General features: G+C 65.0%; 14 protein-coding genes. All 14 read right to left on the bottom strand.

The genetic code is table 11. The features are described 5' to 3' along the window. Positions 1 to 85: 85 nt before the first annotated feature. The 14 genes from bamA to JQ587_RS04880 all read right to left on the bottom strand — a co-directional run bounded on the left by bamA (position 86) and on the right by JQ587_RS04880 (position 16,782). Entirely contained in the window at positions 86 to 2,620 is a 2,535-nt protein-coding gene (gene bamA, locus JQ587_RS04945) for an outer membrane protein assembly factor BamA (protein ID WP_212424560.1), read from the bottom strand. 173 nt (positions 2,621 to 2,793) lie between these two features. After that, positions 2,794 to 3,945 carry an RIP metalloprotease RseP gene (rseP, locus tag JQ587_RS04940; RefSeq protein WP_212300874.1) on the bottom strand — a complete coding sequence of 384 codons (1,152 nt, stop codon included), beginning with the start codon at positions 3,943 to 3,945 and terminating at the stop codon, positions 2,794 to 2,796. A gap of 44 nt (positions 3,946 to 3,989) precedes the next feature. Then, positions 3,990 to 5,213 (bottom strand): 1-deoxy-D-xylulose-5-phosphate reductoisomerase, encoded by a 1,224-nt coding sequence (dxr, locus tag JQ587_RS04935; RefSeq protein WP_212300875.1) that lies wholly within the window; start codon positions 5,211 to 5,213, stop codon positions 3,990 to 3,992. 4 nt (positions 5,214 to 5,217) lie between these two features. Then, entirely contained in the window at positions 5,218 to 6,060 is an 843-nt protein-coding gene (locus JQ587_RS04930; protein WP_349629478.1) for a phosphatidate cytidylyltransferase, read from the bottom strand. Further along, positions 6,057 to 6,815, bottom strand: coding sequence for an isoprenyl transferase (locus tag JQ587_RS04925; RefSeq protein ID WP_212300876.1), 759 nt, complete (start codon positions 6,813 to 6,815; stop codon positions 6,057 to 6,059). The genes JQ587_RS04930 and JQ587_RS04925 overlap by 4 nt, the downstream gene beginning before the upstream one ends. Before the next feature lie 12 nt (positions 6,816 to 6,827). After that, positions 6,828 to 7,391, bottom strand: a complete 564-nt coding sequence (gene frr, locus JQ587_RS04920; RefSeq protein ID WP_212300877.1) for a ribosome recycling factor — start codon at positions 7,389 to 7,391, stop codon at positions 6,828 to 6,830. Positions 7,392 to 7,460: 69 nt separating this feature from the next. Then, positions 7,461 to 8,177 (bottom strand): UMP kinase, encoded by a 717-nt coding sequence (pyrH, locus tag JQ587_RS04915; RefSeq protein ID WP_212300878.1) that lies wholly within the window; start codon positions 8,175 to 8,177, stop codon positions 7,461 to 7,463. A gap of 61 nt (positions 8,178 to 8,238) precedes the next feature. Beyond that, complete coding sequence (tsf, locus tag JQ587_RS04910; RefSeq protein ID WP_212300879.1) at positions 8,239 to 9,162, bottom strand: translation elongation factor Ts; 924 nt, start codon at positions 9,160 to 9,162, stop codon at positions 8,239 to 8,241. 136 nt (positions 9,163 to 9,298) lie between these two features. Further along, the gene (locus JQ587_RS04905) at positions 9,299 to 10,288 is read right to left on the bottom strand and encodes a 30S ribosomal protein S2 (protein WP_212300880.1); all 990 of its coding nucleotides are present in this window, start codon (positions 10,286 to 10,288) and stop codon (positions 9,299 to 9,301) included. Positions 10,289 to 10,497: 209 nt separating this feature from the next. After that, positions 10,498 to 12,999 carry a caspase family protein gene (locus JQ587_RS04900; RefSeq protein WP_212300881.1) on the bottom strand — a complete coding sequence of 834 codons (2,502 nt, stop codon included), beginning with the start codon at positions 12,997 to 12,999 and terminating at the stop codon, positions 10,498 to 10,500. Positions 13,000 to 13,179: 180 nt separating this feature from the next. Then, positions 13,180 to 14,142: an FHA domain-containing protein gene (locus JQ587_RS04895; RefSeq protein WP_212300882.1), complete on the bottom strand. Its 963-nt coding sequence runs from the start codon at positions 14,140 to 14,142 to the stop codon at positions 13,180 to 13,182. After that, positions 14,139 to 15,482, bottom strand: a complete 1,344-nt coding sequence (locus JQ587_RS04890; protein ID WP_349629477.1) for a S1C family serine protease — start codon at positions 15,480 to 15,482, stop codon at positions 14,139 to 14,141. Before JQ587_RS04890 ends, JQ587_RS04895 begins: the two co-directional genes overlap by 4 nt. A gap of 99 nt (positions 15,483 to 15,581) precedes the next feature. Then, positions 15,582 to 16,322, bottom strand: coding sequence for a carbonic anhydrase (locus JQ587_RS04885; RefSeq protein WP_212300883.1), 741 nt, complete (start codon positions 16,320 to 16,322; stop codon positions 15,582 to 15,584). Between the two features lie 61 nt (positions 16,323 to 16,383). Then, a complete protein-coding gene (locus tag JQ587_RS04880) occupies positions 16,384 to 16,782 on the bottom strand; it encodes a DUF2846 domain-containing protein (protein WP_349629475.1) in 399 nt (132 codons plus the stop codon). Between the last annotated feature and the right edge of the window lie 131 nt (positions 16,783 to 16,913).

Raw genomic sequence — 16,913 nt, 5'->3', positions numbered from 1 at the left:
AGTTGAGCACGATCTTTTTGGCGGCCGGCCCCCGGGAACTCCCCAAGGAATTCCCAGGTGGCCGAATCATGCCCTGCTGATCGAATTAGAACGAGGTACCGCCGCCGAACCGGAATTCCTGCACGCGGTCATACTTGCCCTTGGTGAGCGGCACTGCGTAGTCGAAGCGCAGCGGACCGAACGGCGAGGCCCAGATCAAACCGACACCGACCGACGAACGGACCACATTGCCGTTGTCATACACTAGGCCGGTACAAGTTCCAGCCGTGGCCGGGCTGATGGTCGATGGCGTACAGTTCGAGTTCTTGGTCGTGGTCATTTCGTTGGTCAGCGACCACGTCGTCGGGCCCTGATAGTCGAAGAGACCGCCGGCGTCGGCGTAGACAGCGCCCTTCAGACCCACTTCCTTCGGCAGGAACCAGAACGGCATCTGCAATTCGAGCGAGGCGCCCCAGTACTTGGTGCCGCCAAGCGCGTCCTGCGTACCGAAGGGATTCAGATCGCGCGGGCCGATGCCGTTCGGCGCAAAGCCGCGGACGAGGTTCGGGCCCATCTGGAAATGATCCAGCATGCGCAGATCGTCCTTGCCGACCTTGTTCAGGATACCGCCCTGGAGATGGACGAGGCCCACGAGGTCCGACACCAGCGACTGGTAGTACTTCGCATCGGCAGCAGTCTTCAGATAGGAGACGTCGCCGCCAACGCCGGCGAAGTCCTGCCTGAAGTCGATGAGCAGGCCGTCGGTCGGGTTCTTGTTGTTGTCGAGCGTGTTGTAGGTCAGCGTGTAGCCGAGCGCCGAGGTCAGCGTCTTGCCGTTCGCGAGCTCCCTGCGCACCGGCAGCGAGGCTTCGCCGTCGAAGTAGCAGCCGAGGCCGTTGGTCGAGGTCAGATCGATGCCGTTGGCGGCGGCAAAAGCCGGGCTCGGATTGAACGTCGACGAACCGATGACGTTGTTACAGTTCGCCAGGTTGGACGGCAGCGTGATTTCCTGCTGGTAGATCGAGTAACGCAGCTGGAGCGAAAGATCTTCGCGCAAGGAGAAGCCGAGGCGCGGCGAGAAGCCCAGCGTCTTGGTGCCGTAGGAGATGTAGCTGTTGGACAGCTGCTGGCGCTGATAGAGGTCGAGGCCCAGCGCAACGCGGTAATCGAGCAGATACGGCTCGACGAACGACAGCGAATAGCCGCGGGCGTACTGGCCATAGGTGACCGACGCCTTGGCGAACAGGCCGCGGCCGAGCAGGTTGCGCTCGGAAACCGACACTTCGGCCAGCGCACCGTCGGTCGTGGAGTAACCGCCGGAGATGGAGAAGTCGCCGGTCGATTTCTCTTCGAGATCGACGAGCAGAACCACGCGGTCGCTGGAGGAGCCCGGCTCCGTCGTGATCTTCACGCTCTTGAAGTAGTCGAGGTTCTTCAGGCGGCGCTCGGCGCGATCGACCAGCGCACGGTTATAGGCATCGCCCTCGGAGATGTCGAACTCGCGACGGATCACATAGTCACGGGTACGGGTGTTGCCGCGGATGTTGATGCGCTCGATATAAGTGCGCGGACCTTCGTCGATGTTGAACACGACGGAGACGGTGTGCGCATCGAAATTGCGATCGCCGCCCGGACGCACCACCGCGAAGGCGTAGCCGCGCCGCGAGGCCTCGATCTGCATATCCTCGACCGACTTCTCGACCGACTCGACGTTGTAGAGCGATCCGACATTGACGCGCGAAAACGAGCGCAGCGAGCTAGGGTCGAAGTTCGGGATGCTGGTGCGGAAATCGACGGTGCCGACGCGGTACTGTTGGCCTTCCTCGATCTTGAAGGTGACATTGAAGCCCTTCTTCTCCGGATCGTATTCGGTGAGCGCGGCCACGACCTGGACGTCAGCGAAGCCGTTCTTCAGGTAGAAGCGCCGAATCAGGTCGCGGTCGGCCTCGACGCGGTCGGGGTCGTAAACGTCGCCGCTGCCGAGGAAGCTCAGCAGATTCGTTTCGCGCGTCTTGATGACATCGCGCAGGCGATAGGACGAGAACGCATTGTTGCCGATGAAGTCGATCGACTTGACGCCCGTCTTGGCGCCTTCGTTGACCGTGAAGATCAGATCGACCCGGTTGTTCGGCTGCTCGATGATTTCAGGCACGACGCTCACGTCATAGCGGCCGGAGCGGCGATAGATTTCGGCGATTCGCAGCGTATCCGACTGCACCATGGCGCGGGAGAAGGTGCCGCGGGCCTTGGACTGGACTTCGGCGGTGAGCTGCTCGTCCTTGATCTTCTTGTTGCCCTCGAACGCAATGCGCCCGATCACCGGGTTTTCCACCACGGAAACGACGAGCTGGCCGCCAGCGCCGCGGTTGATCTTCACGTCCTGGAACAGGCCGGTCTCGATCAACGCCTTGAGGCCGTCATCGATGGCGCCCTGATCGAGGCGCCCACCCGGGCCGGGCTTGAAATAGGAGCGGATCGTCTCCACCTCGACGCGGCGATTCCCTTCGACGGAAATCGACTGCACGGTCTGAGCGAGCGCAGACGAAGACACAAAAACAGCCCCAACCGGGGCAACCACCGGCGCGCCGAACATGATCAGGGTTGCGAGCAAGCCCCCCCGGAGTCGCAGTCCAAACTTCATGCGCAACGCGCCCTTATCAACGTACCAGACCAACCCCGAAGCCGGTCTGGGAGATTCCCCAAGTTCAAGCCGCTTGTAGCCAATTTCCCCGACGCCGCAAACGGCCGAGCGCGCCGCAATTTCAATTTCAGTCCAAGACGTTGCCCAAGAGCAACGTCACAAAAAAGCCCCTATCAAGACGCCGCCATCCGAAGGATGTCGTTGTAGGTTGCAAACACCATCAGCATCAGCACCAGACCGAGCCCGATTCGGAACCCCATTTCCTGGGTCCGCTCCGAGAGCGGACGGCCACGGACCACTTCGGCCGTATAGAACAGAAGGTGACCGCCATCGAGCAGCGGGATCGGAAACAGGTTCAGGAGGCCAATCGAGACCGACAGCACGGCACACAGGTTGATCACGAACTGGAACCCGGCGCTGGCCGCCTGCCCCGACATCTTGGCGATGCCTAGGACGCCACTGACCTCGTTCGGATTGCCCTGCCCGATGAACAGCGAGCCCAGGAACTTGAAGGTGCTGGTGATGATGAACCAGACCTGCTCGCCCCCGATCTTGAGCGCCTCGCCGACCCCGACCGGCGCGGTCGAGGCCTCACCGGCCTGCGACTTGTGCTCGACGCCGAGCACGCCGACCCGATGGCTGTTGCCGAACGGATCCTTGCGCTCGAGCAGCGCTGGCGTCGCCGTCAGCGACACCACAGCACCATCCCGCTTCACCTGGAATACCAGCGCCGAACCGGCACTCGTCGCGACGATCCGCTGCATATCGGCAAAGCTCTCGATCGGCTTGCCGTCGATCTCGACCACGACGTCGCCGATCTTGAAGCCGGCGGTGGCCGCGGCGCCGTCGGCGACGACGCCGTCCACGCGCGCGATCGTGCTGGGTTTGCCGTAATACAGGGCCATGCCCGCGAAAATCAGCGCGCCGAGGATGAAATTGGCGATCGGGCCAGCCGCGACGATGGCGGCGCGGGGACCGACCTTCTTGTGATGGAAGCTGCCGGCGCGCTCCTCGGCCGTCATGGCCGCGAGCGCCTCAGCCGAGGGCGTCGAAGCCTCGCTCTCGTCGCCGAAGAACTTGACGTAGCCGCCGAGCGGGATCGCCGAGATCTTCCAGCGGGTGCCATGACGATCGTTGAAACCAACGAGCTCAGGCCCGAAGCCGAGCGAAAAGGTCAACACGCGCACGCCGGCCCAGCGCGCGACCAGGAAATGGCCGAGCTCGTGGAAGAACACGACGATGGTCAGGACGAACAGGAAAGGAACCGCGTAACCGAGGAGCCCATGGCTCAACGTATTGAAACTATGGGTAAAAAAGTCGATCATCGAATTCCCTCATCCAGCGCCGCAAGGCCCTGGCCCCGAACCATCTAGGATGCCTTTAAGGCAATTTGAGGCAATAGGGCGGCAGCTTTATTTCGCGAAACATGGTCAACGGATATTGCATCATCCGCTGAGGTCATGGGGCCGTGGTTCCCACCGCGGATCCAGTCCTCAAGCGTTGCCTCCACCAGCCGGGCGATCGCGCCGAACCGGATCTTGCCGGCAATGAATGCCGCGACCGCGACCTCGTTGGCGGCGTTGAAGACGGTCGTTGCCCCCTTCCCGTGCCGGAGCGAATCGAAGGCCAGGCGAAGCCCGGGGAACCGCTCGAAATCCGGTGCCTCGAAGGTCAGCTGGCCGATCTTGGCCAGATCGAGCTTGGCAGCCGGCCCCTTGATCCGGTCGGGCCAGCCGAGGCAATGGGCAATCGGCGTGCGCATGTCCGGCGAGCCGAGCTGGGCCATCACCGAACGGTCGGAAAACTCGACCATGCCGTGGATGATCGATTGCGGATGCACCAGGACGTCGATCTCATCCGGCTTCAACGCGAACAAATAAGACGCCTCGATCACCTCGAGCCCCTTGTTCATCATCGAGGCGGAATCGATCGTGATCTTCTGGCCCATGCTCCAGTTCGGATGCTTCAGGGCCTGCTCGAGGGTCGCCTGCTCGATATCGGCCGGCTTCCAGGTGCGGAACGGACCGCCCGAGGCGGTGATGATCACGCGAACCAGCTCGTCGCGATTGCCCGAGGCCAGCGCCTGAAACAACGCGTTGTGCTCGGAATCGGCCGGCAAGATGCAGGCGCCCGCTTTCGCCGCGCGCTGCATGAAGAAATCGCCGGCGCAAACCAGGCATTCCTTGTTGGCGAGCGCGACATGCGCCCCGCGATCGACCGCAGCCAAAGCCGGCTTCAATCCGGCCGCGCCGCTCACCGCGGCCATCACCCAATCGGCCGGACGCGCGCCCGCCTCGATCACCGCGCTTTCGCCGGCGCCGCATTCGGTGCTCGTGCCCGCAAGTGCGGCCTTGAGCTCGGCGAGCTTGCTGCTGTCTGCGATCGCGACAAAGCGCGCGGAGAATTCCTTCGCGAGCTTGGCCAGCGCTTCGACATTGCTGTTCGCCGTCAAGGCTTCGACGCGATAGCGCTCGGGCGACGCGCGCAGCAGATCCATCGTGCTGTCGCCGATCGAGCCGGTGGCACCGAGGACGGTGACGCTGCGGATGTCGGCCACAGCGGGCTTGTTGTTACGCAAAGGGACTGCGCTCATATCCTCACCAAACCATAAGACCGCTTCCGGCGCTATGCACACCATGGCGGAGGAAGCCGATAATCCATGCCACCAGGATGGCGGCGACAAAGCCGTCCAGGCGGTCCAGAAGCCCGCCATGGCCGGGAATTAAGTGACTGGAATCCTTGACGCCGAAGCGCCTTTTCACCGCGGATTCGAACAGATCGCCGGCCTGCGATACCACCGACAGGATGGCGCTGACGAGGAGCAGAGGAACTGCTTTTCCGATGCCGAACGCCGCAAACCCGCTCGCAACCGCAAGGCTCGCCGCAAAACCACCGAACGCGCCGGCCCAAGTCTTCTTGGGACTGACGCGCGGCCACAGCTTCGGTCCACCGATGCTGCGGCCGGCGAAATAGCCGCCGATATCGGTCGCCCACACCACCAGCAGCACGAACATCAGCGCGGAGAAGCCGTTGACGAGATCCTTCCGCACCAGGATCGAGGCCAGCAGCGCCGCCGCTGCATAGGCAAAGCCGGTCGCAGCCCAGACGAACTTGCCGCGCGCGATCAGCGTCACGAGCGCACCGCCGACAAAGCCAGTGACGACAGCGGTCTTCAGCGCACCGGCAGCTACGCACAAGCCCATAGTGGCAATGACGACCGTCCCTGCCCCGGTCAGCGCGGCGGATCCTGCACCCACCACCATCAGCCATTCCGCGAACAGCCCGATCGACACCAGGGTGACGCAAAGCGCCCACAGCCAGCCGCCGGCGTAAACGACCGCAATGGCGAGCGGCGCGAGCACCAGCGCGGCGAGAACTCGCATCACGAGATTGTTCGGGGCAGGCTTCGCGCCCGCTGCTTCGGCGTCGGGTTCGCTCACGAGGCGGTTTTCGCGACCAGGCCGCCGAAACGGCGCTCACGCCTGGCGAATTCGGCGACCGCCCCTTCCAGCGCCGCCTTGTCGAAATCGGGCCAGTGGATCGGCACGAACACCAGTTCGCTATAGGCGGCCTGCCACATCAGGAAATTGGACAGGCGCTGCTCGCCGCTGGTGCGGATGATGAGATCGGGGTCGGGAATGTCGGGCGCATCGAGATGGGCGCCGAGCGTATCGGCATCGATCGAAGCGGGATCGCGCTTGCCGTCCGCAACTTCGCGCGCGAGCTTTTGCGCTGCTTTCGCGATTTCCTGCCGCGAGCCGTAGTTGAAGGCGACGACGAGCGTGAGACGCGTGTTGTCGCGCGTCAGTTCCTCGGCCTCGTTCAGCAGCGCGCAGATGTCGCCCTCGAGGCCGTCGCGCTCGCCGATGATGCGCACCTTGACGCCGTCGCGATGCAGGCTTGCGAGATCGTTGCGGATGAAACGCCGGAGCAGACCGAAGAGATCGCCGATCTCGCTCGCGGGCCGCGACCAGTTCTCGGACGAGAACGAGAAGATGGTGAGATAGCGGATACCGAGCTCGTGCGAGGCACGCACCACGCGGCGCAAGGCCTCCACGCCGCGGCGATGCCCCTCCGCCCGCGGCAGACCGCGCGCGGCCGCCCAACGCCCGTTGCCATCCATGATGATGGCGACATGCGCAGGCGCGTCGGACCGGTCGGGTCCTTCGGTAGCGGGCGCGGTGGCGTTGGACATGGAAAAGAGACCTTAGACGGTGAGGATTTCTTTTTCCTTGGTGGCAAGCAGCTGATCGATCTCGGCGATGGTGCCGTCGGTCACCTTCTGCACCTCGTCGGCGTGACGCTTCTGATCGTCTTCCGACATCTCGTGATTCTTCTCGAGCTTCTTCAGAACATCGAGACCGTCGCGCCGGACATGGCGCGCGGCGACCTTGGCGGCTTCGGCGTATTTGTGCGCGACCTTGACGAGCTCCTTGCGGCGCTCCTCGTTGAGCTCGGGAATGCGCAGGCGCAGCACCTGGCCCTCGGTCGCCGGCGACAGGCCGAGATTGGAATCGACGATCGCCTTTTCGACCGGCTTCACCATCGACTTGTCCCAGACCTGCACCGAAATCAGACGCGGCTCCGGCACGCTGACGGTGGCGAGCTGGTTGAGCGGCATGTGGCTGCCATAGGCTTCGACCTGGACCGGATCCAGCATCGACGCAGCCGCGCGCCCCGTCCGCAAGCCGCCGAGCTCATGCTTGAGCGAGGCGACCGCGCCCTGCATGCGGCGCTTCACTTCGTTGAGGTCGAAATTACCCGTGGCCATCACGTTTCTCCTTCAATATCCCGGCGCCCTCGTCGCGCCCTTCGCCGAGGGCGCGCGCCAGATGAGCCGTCAGCCGGCGACGATCGTCCCGTGGCCGACGCCGCGCAGAATCGCGCCGATCGAACCGGGCTCCGCGATCGAAAATACGATGATAGGCAGCGATGTCTCGCGGGCAAGTGCGAAGGCGGTCGCATCCATCACCTTGTAGCCGCCCTCAATCGCCTGCGAATGCGTCAGCCGCTCGAACCGGGTGGCGGACGGGTCCTTCTTCGGATCGGCCGAGTAGACGCCGTCGACATTGGTCGCCTTCAGCACCGCCTGGGCGCCGATCTCGGCAGCGCGCAGCACCGCCGTCGTGTCCGTGGTGAAGAACGGATTGCCGGTTCCGCCGCCGAGCAGCACGATCCGGCCCTCGGCGAGGTATTTGTGCGCCGCAGCGCGAGTGAACAGCTCGGAAACCTCCGGCATGACGAACGCCGAGAGAGCCCTCGCCGGCGCGCCCTTGCGCTCGATCGTGGCTTCGAGCGCGAGGCAGTTCATCATGGTGGCAAGCATGCCCATGGTGTCGCCGGTCGGGCGCGACACACCGCGCGAGGACACCTCGACGCCGCGGAAAATGTTGCCGCCGCCGATCACGACAGCAACCTCGGTCCCGAGCTGACGGGCGGCGATCAGGTCGTCCGCAACCCGGTCCATGGTCGGCTGGTCAATGCCAAAACCCTGCTGTCCCGCGAGATATTCGCCGGACAGCTTGATCACGACGCGACGATAGACCGGATCTGTCATGCGCACTTTCCTTGTCCGGGCGCCGCTTCCGGCGGCGCGCCGGAAGGAGGTGTTCCGGCGCTTACTTCTTGCCGCTGGCCGCCGCGACCTCGGCTGCGAAGTCGGATTCCTGCTTCTCGATTCCCTCACCGAGAGCATAGCGCACGAAGCCCGCGATTTTCACAGGCCCGCCGACCTTGCCTTCGGCCTCCTTCACCGCCTGCGCCACCGACTTGCCGGTGTCGTGGATGAAGGCCTGCTCGAGCAGGCAGACTTCCTTGTAGTAGGTCTTCAGGCCGGACTCGACGATCTTTTCGATCACGTTCTCCGGCTTGCCCTGCTGGCGATATTTGTCGGCGAGCACGTCCTTCTCGCGCTTCACGACCGCCGGATCGAGGCCGGACGGCTCGAGCGCGAGCGGGTTGGCCGCCGCGACATGCATCGCAATCTGACGACCGAGCGCTGCGAGCTCGTCGGCCTTGCCGGGCGATTCCAGCGCGACGATCACGCCCATCTTGCCGGCGCCATCGACGACCGCGCCGTGGACGTAGCTCGACACCACGCCCTGGCTCACTTCAAGGGAAGCTGCACGACGCAGCGTCATGTTCTCGCCGATGGTGGCGATCGCGTCGTTGATCGCGGCTTCCACCGTGACGTCGCCGACCTTGGCGGCCTTGATCTTCTCGACATCGGCGCCGGCATCGAAAGCGACCTGGGCGACCATCTTGACGAGGCCCTGGAACTGGCCGTTGCGCGCGACGAAGTCGGTCTCGGAGTTGACCTCGACCACGACGCCCTTGTTGGCCTTGGTGACCGCGCCGATGAGGCCCTCGGCCGCGACGCGACCCGACTTCTTGGCGGCCTTCGACAGGCCCTTCTTGCGCAGCCAATCCTGCGCCGCTTCCATGTTGCCGTCGTTTTCGGTCAGCGCGGCCTTGCAGTCCATCATGCCTGCGCCGGTGGACTCGCGCAGATCCTTGACCATCGCAGCAGTGATCGTTGCCATCGTTGAAAATCCTTCTTGCCTGCCGGTTCGCCGCGGCGTGGCATCCATTGCCCCGCCGCGGTCCATCTCAGGAATTCGCGTCAACTGAATGAAATGGCGGCCGGACCTTGTCCGGCCAACTCATCGCTCTTTTTGACTATTCCGCTTCCGCGGTCAGTGCCTTGGCCTTGGCCACCCAGGCATCCGCGCGGCTGGGCAGACCGACTTCTTCGCCGATCGTGTGCGCGGTGTCATGGTCGAGCTCGGCGAGCTGCCAGTAGTGGAAGATGCCGAGGTCGTTGAACTTCTTCTCGATCGCACCCGACACGCCCGGGAGCTTCTTGAGGTCGTCGGCGGTGCCGCGCGGACCGGCAAGGCCCTGGAAGCCGCCGGCCGAGGGGAGATCTTCGGCGACCGGGCGGGCCGAGGCGCCGATGTCGATGCCGGAATCACCCTGGGCGCGCGAGATGCCGTCGATCGCGGCACGCGCAATCAGATCGCAGTAGAGCGAAATGGCGCGACCGGCGTCGTCATTGCCCGGCACCACATAGGTGATGCCCTTCGGATCGGAGTTGGTGTCGACGATCGCCGCGACCGGAATGTTGAGCCGCTGGGCTTCCTGGATCGCGATGTCTTCCTTGTTGGTGTCGATCACGAAGATCAGGTCGGGCAGACCGCCCATGTCCTTGATGCCGCCGAGCGAGCGATCGAGCTTGTCGCGCTCGCGCTGAAGCGTCAGGCGCTCCTTCTTGGTGTAGGAATTGGCTTCGCCGCCGGCCAGCACTTCGTCGAGATGACGCAGGCGCTTGATCGAGGCCGAGATCGTCTTCCAGTTGGTCAGCGTGCCGCCGAGCCAGCGCGAATTGACGAAGTACTGCGCGCAGCGCTTGGCCGCGTCCGCGACGCCATCCTGCGCCTGGCGCTTGGTGCCGACGAACAGAATGCGGCCGCCCTTGGCAACGGTGTCGCTGACGGCCTGGAGAGCCGCATGCAGCATCGGCACGGTCTGGGCGAGGTCAACGATGTGGATGTTGTTGCGAGCGCCGAAAATGAACGGAGCCATTTTCGGATTCCAGCGGTGAGACTGGTGACCAAAGTGCACGCCGGCTTCGAGGAGCTGACGCATAGTGAAATCGGGTAGTGCCATCGTTCTAATTCTCCGGTTGGTTCCTCCGGAAGCGTGTGAGCAAGACGGAGCGTTGTCGCCCCGGCTGCCACCGGACGGCCTTGTGAGCCATGCTTCCGTGTGAGATGGCGCGCTATATAGCGCCATTTCGGCCAGAAGCAAGGAAATAAGGGCCTTTCGGGGCTTTTATCGCCCGCGAAAGGCCCATCTCGGGATTTCCGCCCTGCCCGCTAGCACTTTGGCTGGTTGGGCGGGCATCTTTTCGCCGGGGCCGCAGGGGGCCGTGGCGGCGGCGCCACCGGACGCGGCGGCGGCGCGACCGCAACCCGTGGCGGAGGCGGCGGGGCCGGTCTTGCCACCGGCGGGGGAGCCGGACGGGCGGCTGCAACCGGCGGCGGCGCCGGACGGGGTGGCGGCGGTGCAGCCACCCGCGGCGGCGGCGGTGGGGCTGCACGCGCTGGCGGCGGGGGCGGCGGGGGCGGCGGAGGCCGCGCCGAGATCTGCGGACGCGGCGGCGGCGCAGCGACGTGTGGCGGTTCCGGCCTGATTTGCTGCCGGGCCACCGGTGGTGGCGGAGGAGGAGCCGTCGGTTTGACGGAAGTTACGGCCGGCTTGGCGGTTACAGACGCCGGCGGCGGCGCGACGGCATGGCCTGGCGGGTTTCCCGCCGTTGGCGGCGTTGAGGTGGCCGGTGCCGCAGCAGTTGGCGCCGGCGGAGTTGGAGCTGGCTTGCCGCCGGGAGCTTGACTACCGGGCGCCTGGATCGCGGACGGCTGCGCACCGGCTCGACCGGGCACCGGCGGCGCGCCATGGCCCCCCGGAACGGGGAGCGCGTGTGCGTCAGGCTGTTTTGGCTGTCCTGGCGCGGGAGCGATTGCGGGCGCGTTGACCTGCGCCGGCGTGCCCACGGGTGCGGCTGCCGTCGGAGCAGGCTTGCCGCTCGGCGTCTGGACCGAGGGCTGCGATCCGCCCCCCCCTGGAGCGGGCGGCGTATTCTGCGATCCGGGAGCCGGAAGCGCGTGACCTGGCGCCGGCGGTGCCGTCGGGGCAACCGTCGTTGGCGAGGCGTTGACCGGCCTCGCCATCATCGCAGCCGGCTTTGCCGTCGGGTTGCTGACCAACGCCGCCTGGCTGGGCTTCAGCGGCTGGTTCGGATGGGCCTGGATCGCCTGCGCCTGAAGCTTCACCGCCGTCGGCACCTGCGTCATCCCGGCCGCGCGCCCTGGTCCATTTGCCGCAACGGCTGCGGCCGCGGCGGCATTGCCGGCCGGCAGCGCGGCCGCCGGCTGGTTGATCACGGTGTTGATGACCGTGGTGTTGTGGATGTTCTGGTAGATGATGTTGTTCGGCGGCGGCGCGACATAGACCGGCGGACTGTAGAACACCGGAATCGGCACGAACACCGGCTGCGGCAGCACGAACAGGCCGACGACCGGCAGCGGCGGCGGCAGCACCACGAAATCGGGCGGTGGCGGCGGGCAGAAATAGATCGGCGGTGGTGGTGGCGGCGCAAAGCCGAAATCAGGATCGCTGAAATACAGCACCGGACGGTCGACATAGACCACCTCCTCCGGCGGCGGAGGCGGAACGTCGTAGTCCATCATCGCGAATGTCGGCGGCGGCTCGAGCGGCGCAGTCAGGATCGCAAGCCTGCGCCGGGCATCGCCCGCATGCGGCCCGCGCGGATAGCGGCGCAGATAAGACCAATAGGCATCAGGCGTGTCGGCGCGATAAGTCCGCCGCCAGGTAATCGCTTCGCGGCGCGCCGCCACGATCGCCATCACGCGCTTCGCCAAGGGATCGCCGGGATAGGCGGCAAGAAAATCCTCGTAGGCCGGCAGCGTGTCGCGCTCGAGCGCGGCCGCATAGGCGTCCTGCACGCCGAGATCGCGCATCGGCTTGTTACGGATCGCGGCGACCTGATCGGGTGCGGCCTGCGGCGGCGGCGCATCAGGCGCGCGCTCGAAGAAGGCGAATTGCGCGGTGATCTTCTGGTCGTCCCAGGGCACCTGCGCGCCCTTGGAACTCTCGTTGACGCGGAGGCGAACGCGGTCGAACACCTCCGGCAGCGACAGGCCCCCGGTGCGAATCATCTCCGCCAGCGATTGGGCGTAGATGCCGTAGGGCCCCGGCTCCTCAGGCGCCACCGTGCCGGGCGCCGCGTTGAAGGCGATCAGCATGTTCGGATCGGGTTCGACCAGCGCCAGCCCGCTCGCAATCGGCTGCTGGCCGCCCTCTATGAAGGGTTGCGCGCGCGCCGCATCGAGCACGATGACGTTGGCCTTGAGCGGGATCGAGGCGAGCTGGCGGGCATAGTCGCTGATACGCAGCGCCTCCGTCGGAATGTCGGTGTCACGCGCGATGTTGGAATCGACCGGGATGAAATAGTTCTCCCCGGCGAGTTGCACGCCATAGCCGGCCAGATAGATCATCGCGACGGTGCCGGGGCCTGAGGCCTGCGCCTTCTGGATGAAATCGCGAAGACTCTTGCGCAGCGTGTCGCCGTCGAGATCGCGCGCGCCGACCACGTCGAAGCCCGCCGCCTGCAGCGTCTGCGCGATCAGGCCGGCATCGTTCGCGGTGGTTGCCAGCGGCGACTTCGAATAGGCGCCGTTGCCGACCACGAGCGCAATGCGCTTTTCCTGCTGCTGCGCGCCCACCGGACCGAGCGCGCCCGCAACGAGCAGGATCGGCAGCAAAAAGCAGATGAAGATCTTGTGTGTCCCGCGCATGGCTCGCTCGTTATTGTTGTTGAGGTGCCAGCGCGCATGAGACGCGCGGCCGGCTGAACGGCACTTGAACGAAAGGCTCGGATTGAGGCGGCGCCATGGCGCGCAGGCTTGTCAGGATCATGTCAGCTTCGCCGGACCCAACGGCCACCCTCTCTCGCAGGGTGACGTGGCCCGCTCGCATCAAAGGCGCGGCTCGCCCGGGCGAGCCTGACTGCGGTCGGTATCGAGCTCGCCCTTCAGACTGCCGATCTTGTCGAAGAAGGCGTCCTCGCTACTGACTGGAACCGCACGCAACATCGGCGGCATCAGCCAATGCACCGTCCGCTGCCGTCCGGAATCGGTGAAGGCCTCTGATTGCTGCAACGTTTGCACGCCGATGCCGCCCGCCAGCAAAGCCGCGACGAGTCCCCCTTTCAACCACAGCCGGCTGCGCCCAATCTCGCGCAGATGACCGAAGCAGACGATCGCAAAGATCAGCCATCCCGCGACATACTCGTAGCTGACGCCCCACGGCCAGGTCCAGGCGAATGCGGCATATTGCGCGAACTCGTTGCAGAGCGAAAAGGCAGCGAGGCCGATCAACACGATCAGGAGATTGCGCAGGAAGTGCGAGCGTCCGGTGAAGATGCGGCAGAGCAGCGCCCACAGCCCGACCCAGACCAGGAGCGTCCCGGCGACCGTCAGCAGCGGCGTGAAATAGGCCGATGCGCGCGGCTCGCTTGTCTGTGTCAGCCAGATCTTGAGGGCGTCGATCGCAAGGATCAACACACCGATGACGAGCGCCAGGATGATCGGCAAGACATGCCGCTCGGGCGGCGCAATCAATTCACGCTCGACTTCGTGATCGACGTCGCGAATGCGCAGGTAAGTCTGCCCGATCCGGATCGGCTGCTTTCCGTCCACGACGAAATCGGACAGCCTGGTCTTGCTGCCGTCGATGAATGTGCCGTTGGCGCTGCCGACGTCCTCGGCGAAAAGGCTGCCATCGTCGCGGCGGACCACGCGCAGATGCTGCGCGGCCACGTAGGGATCATCGATCACGACATCGTTGTCGTAGCCCCGCCCGATGCGCACCTCGGAAGCGGCGATGCGAACGCGTGCGGCGACTTCGCGCTGTCGCGAGAGTATCTCGATCCACATCATTTGCCGGCCTGCACCGCTTCGAGGAAGCGCTTGCCGAGCGCGATGGCGTCGTCATAGCCGACCGCCTGCATATTCAGCCGCGAGACCAACGCTTCAAGTGACTGGTCCTGCGTGACCGCGATCAAGGACACGTCGTAAAGTCCTTCGAACTGCCGGTAGGCCTGCGCGCACCACACGACATGCAGCGGCGGATGCTGCGGCGCCGCGCCGGCCTGGACGAAGTCCTCGTGACACCGCTCCGGCGTGTACCATTTCTTGAAGGGACCGCCGACGCTGAGGCGGGGCTGACTGATCCGGATGAGATAGGTTGCGAACTGGAATTGATTGAGGTCGACGGTCTTGACCAGGGAATGATTGATGTTGATCGCACCGATGTTGAGGTCGGACGCCACGAACACGCTGGTGTCGCTGCTGCATTCGGTGGAGTTGACGCTGGCGCGCGGCTTCGGCGTGTCGCTGGCATTGGTGCTGGCCCAGCAGTTGAACCAGAGCGCCTGCGCCGCGGGCGCGCGGTAGCGACCGAACGTGTCCGAGCGGAAATCCGCTTCACCCAGCGATTTGTAGAGTCCTGATCGCCACGCGACCAATTGCCGGCCCACCTCGTCCTTGATATCGGACGGCTTGACGTCAGAGGATCTGGCATTCTCACCGGATCGCTGCAGCAAATCCGCCGCAAACCGCGCGGGCACCAGGAAGCTGATGAGCTGGCCGCCCCGGCGCGTTGCGACGTTGACGCCGATGACGTTGCCGTCGGCAGCGACCGCCGGGCCTCCGCTCATACCGGGATTGAGCGCGCCGGAGAAATGGATCCGATCGGTGTAGGTATGATCGGTGACGCCGTTATAGGTGCCTTCGATGATGGTGAAGCCGAGGTCAAGCGGATTGCCCATCGAATAGAGCCGCTCGCCCTTGGCGAGCTTGCCTTCGAGCGCCGCCTGGTTGAAGGCAAAGAATGGCACGTCCTTCTTGTCGATACGGACCAGCGCAAGATCGTTCGGCAAATCGACGCGCAGTAGCGTCACCTTGCCCTGGCTGCCGTCGGCGGCGATATATTCAAGCCGATAGGTGTCCGGCTCCAGCACGGCCTGCGAGACGACGTGATAGTTGGTGATCGCCAGTCCGTCCGCAGAGACGAGGAAGCCCGAACCGATCGAGGTCTGGCGCCCGGCATCCGCGACCAATGTACGGATTTGCAGCAAGCGCGGCGGCGCGGCCGCATAGATGCGCTCGGCGACCGAACCTTCACCCTGCGCCGCCGACGCCATGTCCGAAGCGCACACCGCGATCAGAACCGACAATCCGATCGCACGCACCAGCGCGCCGAAAAACGATTTTTGCAAGTCCCTGCTCCCGCGCAAATGCACGCAAGGTTGCATAGCCAAAGCACGGAGGGGCTGCAACATGGTCCGGCTTCGTCCGAAGCACGGACGCGAGGCATCTCATCCCTGGGCGATCAAATCGACGGCGCCGGTCGCGAGCCGATAGACACCGCCGACCACCCTGAGCTTGCTCTGCGCGACCGCGGCGTCGAGAATCGGAGTTGCCGATTTCAGCTTCGCGACATTGTCGATCACGTTCTGCCGGATCGCCTTGTCGAGCACCTCGCCGCCCTGCTGCATCGCGGCCTTGGCAGCCGGCGCGATCGCGTCGACCAGCGCGGGAATGTGCCCCGGTGGCGACGTGTTGCCTTTGATCGCCTTCAGCGTCGCATCGACGGCACCGCACGCATCATGGCCGAGCACGAGGATCAGCGGCGTATTGAGAACAGCGACCGCATATTCCATGCTGGCGATGGTCTCGGTGCCGGCAAAATTGCCCGCAACGCGGCAGACGAAGAGATCTCCGCGGCCGGTGTCAAAGGCATATTCCGGCGCGATGCGCGAGTCGGCGCAGCTCAGCACCGCCGCGAACGGATTCTGCCCACCAGCCAGCGCCTCGCGCTCGTGCTTGAAATCGTGGCGCCGCGATACGCCGTCGACATAGCGCGCATTGCCTTCCATCAGCCGCTTCAACGAAGCGTCCGGCGACAGCACGTTCTGGGGTTTGGGCGGCGCCTTGTTGTCCTTGGCGAAGGCCGCGCCACTCAAGGCGAGCCCAAGTGCAGCACCGGAGAAATGGATGAACGATCTCCGCGAAGGGCCGATCCCGGTATCAGTAACGCGAGCGCATTTTTCGCACATGCTTTTTTCTCCCGAGCAACCGCTGCGGCTGGACCGCCGCAGCCGTGCCGCGGCGCGCATCTTAGTTGATGGCTTGCAATTCGGCGAGCTTCGTTCGCGCCGTCGCCTCGTCCAATGCGACAAGCTCTGCCGGCCCGGGATTGGCCTCCCCCGCCGTCGCAACCGACACGACTGCGAGCCCGGCCAAGCCACCGAGTATCGCTCCACCCGTCGCCGCATCGTGCCTGGCGCTGCTCTTGATCAGGTAGAAGTGCGTCCGTCCGGCCTCCATCACGATCTCGCGCTTGGTGTCGCCGGGGAAAAGCGCTTCGGTCACCAGCACGTCGTGCCGACCGGCCGGACGATCAGCATAGGCATATTTGCCGGCCACGACCCGCCCGAGCGATGTCCCATCGAGCTTCACCTCGCAGCCGCAGATGGCCATGCTCAGGCCCTCGCGCTTGTCCTGCAAGAAAACCACGCGCGCTTGCCCGCCGCGTGGAGGTCCGATCTTCCGTGACACGGATGCAAAGTCGGTTCCGACCTGATCGCTGACGCAGCCCGTCAGCATGGCGCCAACGGCCAACAACAACACGCCCAATCGCAGCATCA

Origin of the sequence: Bradyrhizobium manausense (assembly GCF_018130615.1) — a bacterium.
In the GTDB taxonomy this organism is placed as follows: Bacteria; Pseudomonadota; Alphaproteobacteria; order Rhizobiales; family Xanthobacteraceae; genus Bradyrhizobium; species Bradyrhizobium manausense_A.
This window is presented reverse-complemented; position numbering and strand designations above follow the sequence as displayed.

Coding starts and splice junctions, on each gene's coding strand:
- bamA (WP_212424560.1), bottom strand. CDS start 2,620: ATGAAGTTTGGACTGCGACTCCGGGGGGGCTTGCTCGCAACCCTGATC.
- rseP (WP_212300874.1), bottom strand. CDS start 3,945: ATGATCGACTTTTTTACCCATAGTTTCAATACGTTGAGCCATGGGCTC.
- dxr (WP_212300875.1), bottom strand. CDS start 5,213: ATGAGCGCAGTCCCTTTGCGTAACAACAAGCCCGCTGTGGCCGACATC.
- JQ587_RS04925 (WP_212300876.1), bottom strand. CDS start 6,815: ATGTCCAACGCCACCGCGCCCGCTACCGAAGGACCCGACCGGTCCGAC.
- frr (WP_212300877.1), bottom strand. CDS start 7,391: ATGGCCACGGGTAATTTCGACCTCAACGAAGTGAAGCGCCGCATGCAG.
- pyrH (WP_212300878.1), bottom strand. CDS start 8,177: ATGACAGATCCGGTCTATCGTCGCGTCGTGATCAAGCTGTCCGGCGAA.
- tsf (WP_212300879.1), bottom strand. CDS start 9,162: ATGGCAACGATCACTGCTGCGATGGTCAAGGATCTGCGCGAGTCCACC.
- JQ587_RS04905 (WP_212300880.1), bottom strand. CDS start 10,288: ATGGCACTACCCGATTTCACTATGCGTCAGCTCCTCGAAGCCGGCGTG.
- JQ587_RS04900 (WP_212300881.1), bottom strand. CDS start 12,999: ATGCGCGGGACACACAAGATCTTCATCTGCTTTTTGCTGCCGATCCTG.
- JQ587_RS04895 (WP_212300882.1), bottom strand. CDS start 14,142: ATGATGTGGATCGAGATACTCTCGCGACAGCGCGAAGTCGCCGCACGC.
- JQ587_RS04885 (WP_212300883.1), bottom strand. CDS start 16,322: ATGTGCGAAAAATGCGCTCGCGTTACTGATACCGGGATCGGCCCTTCG.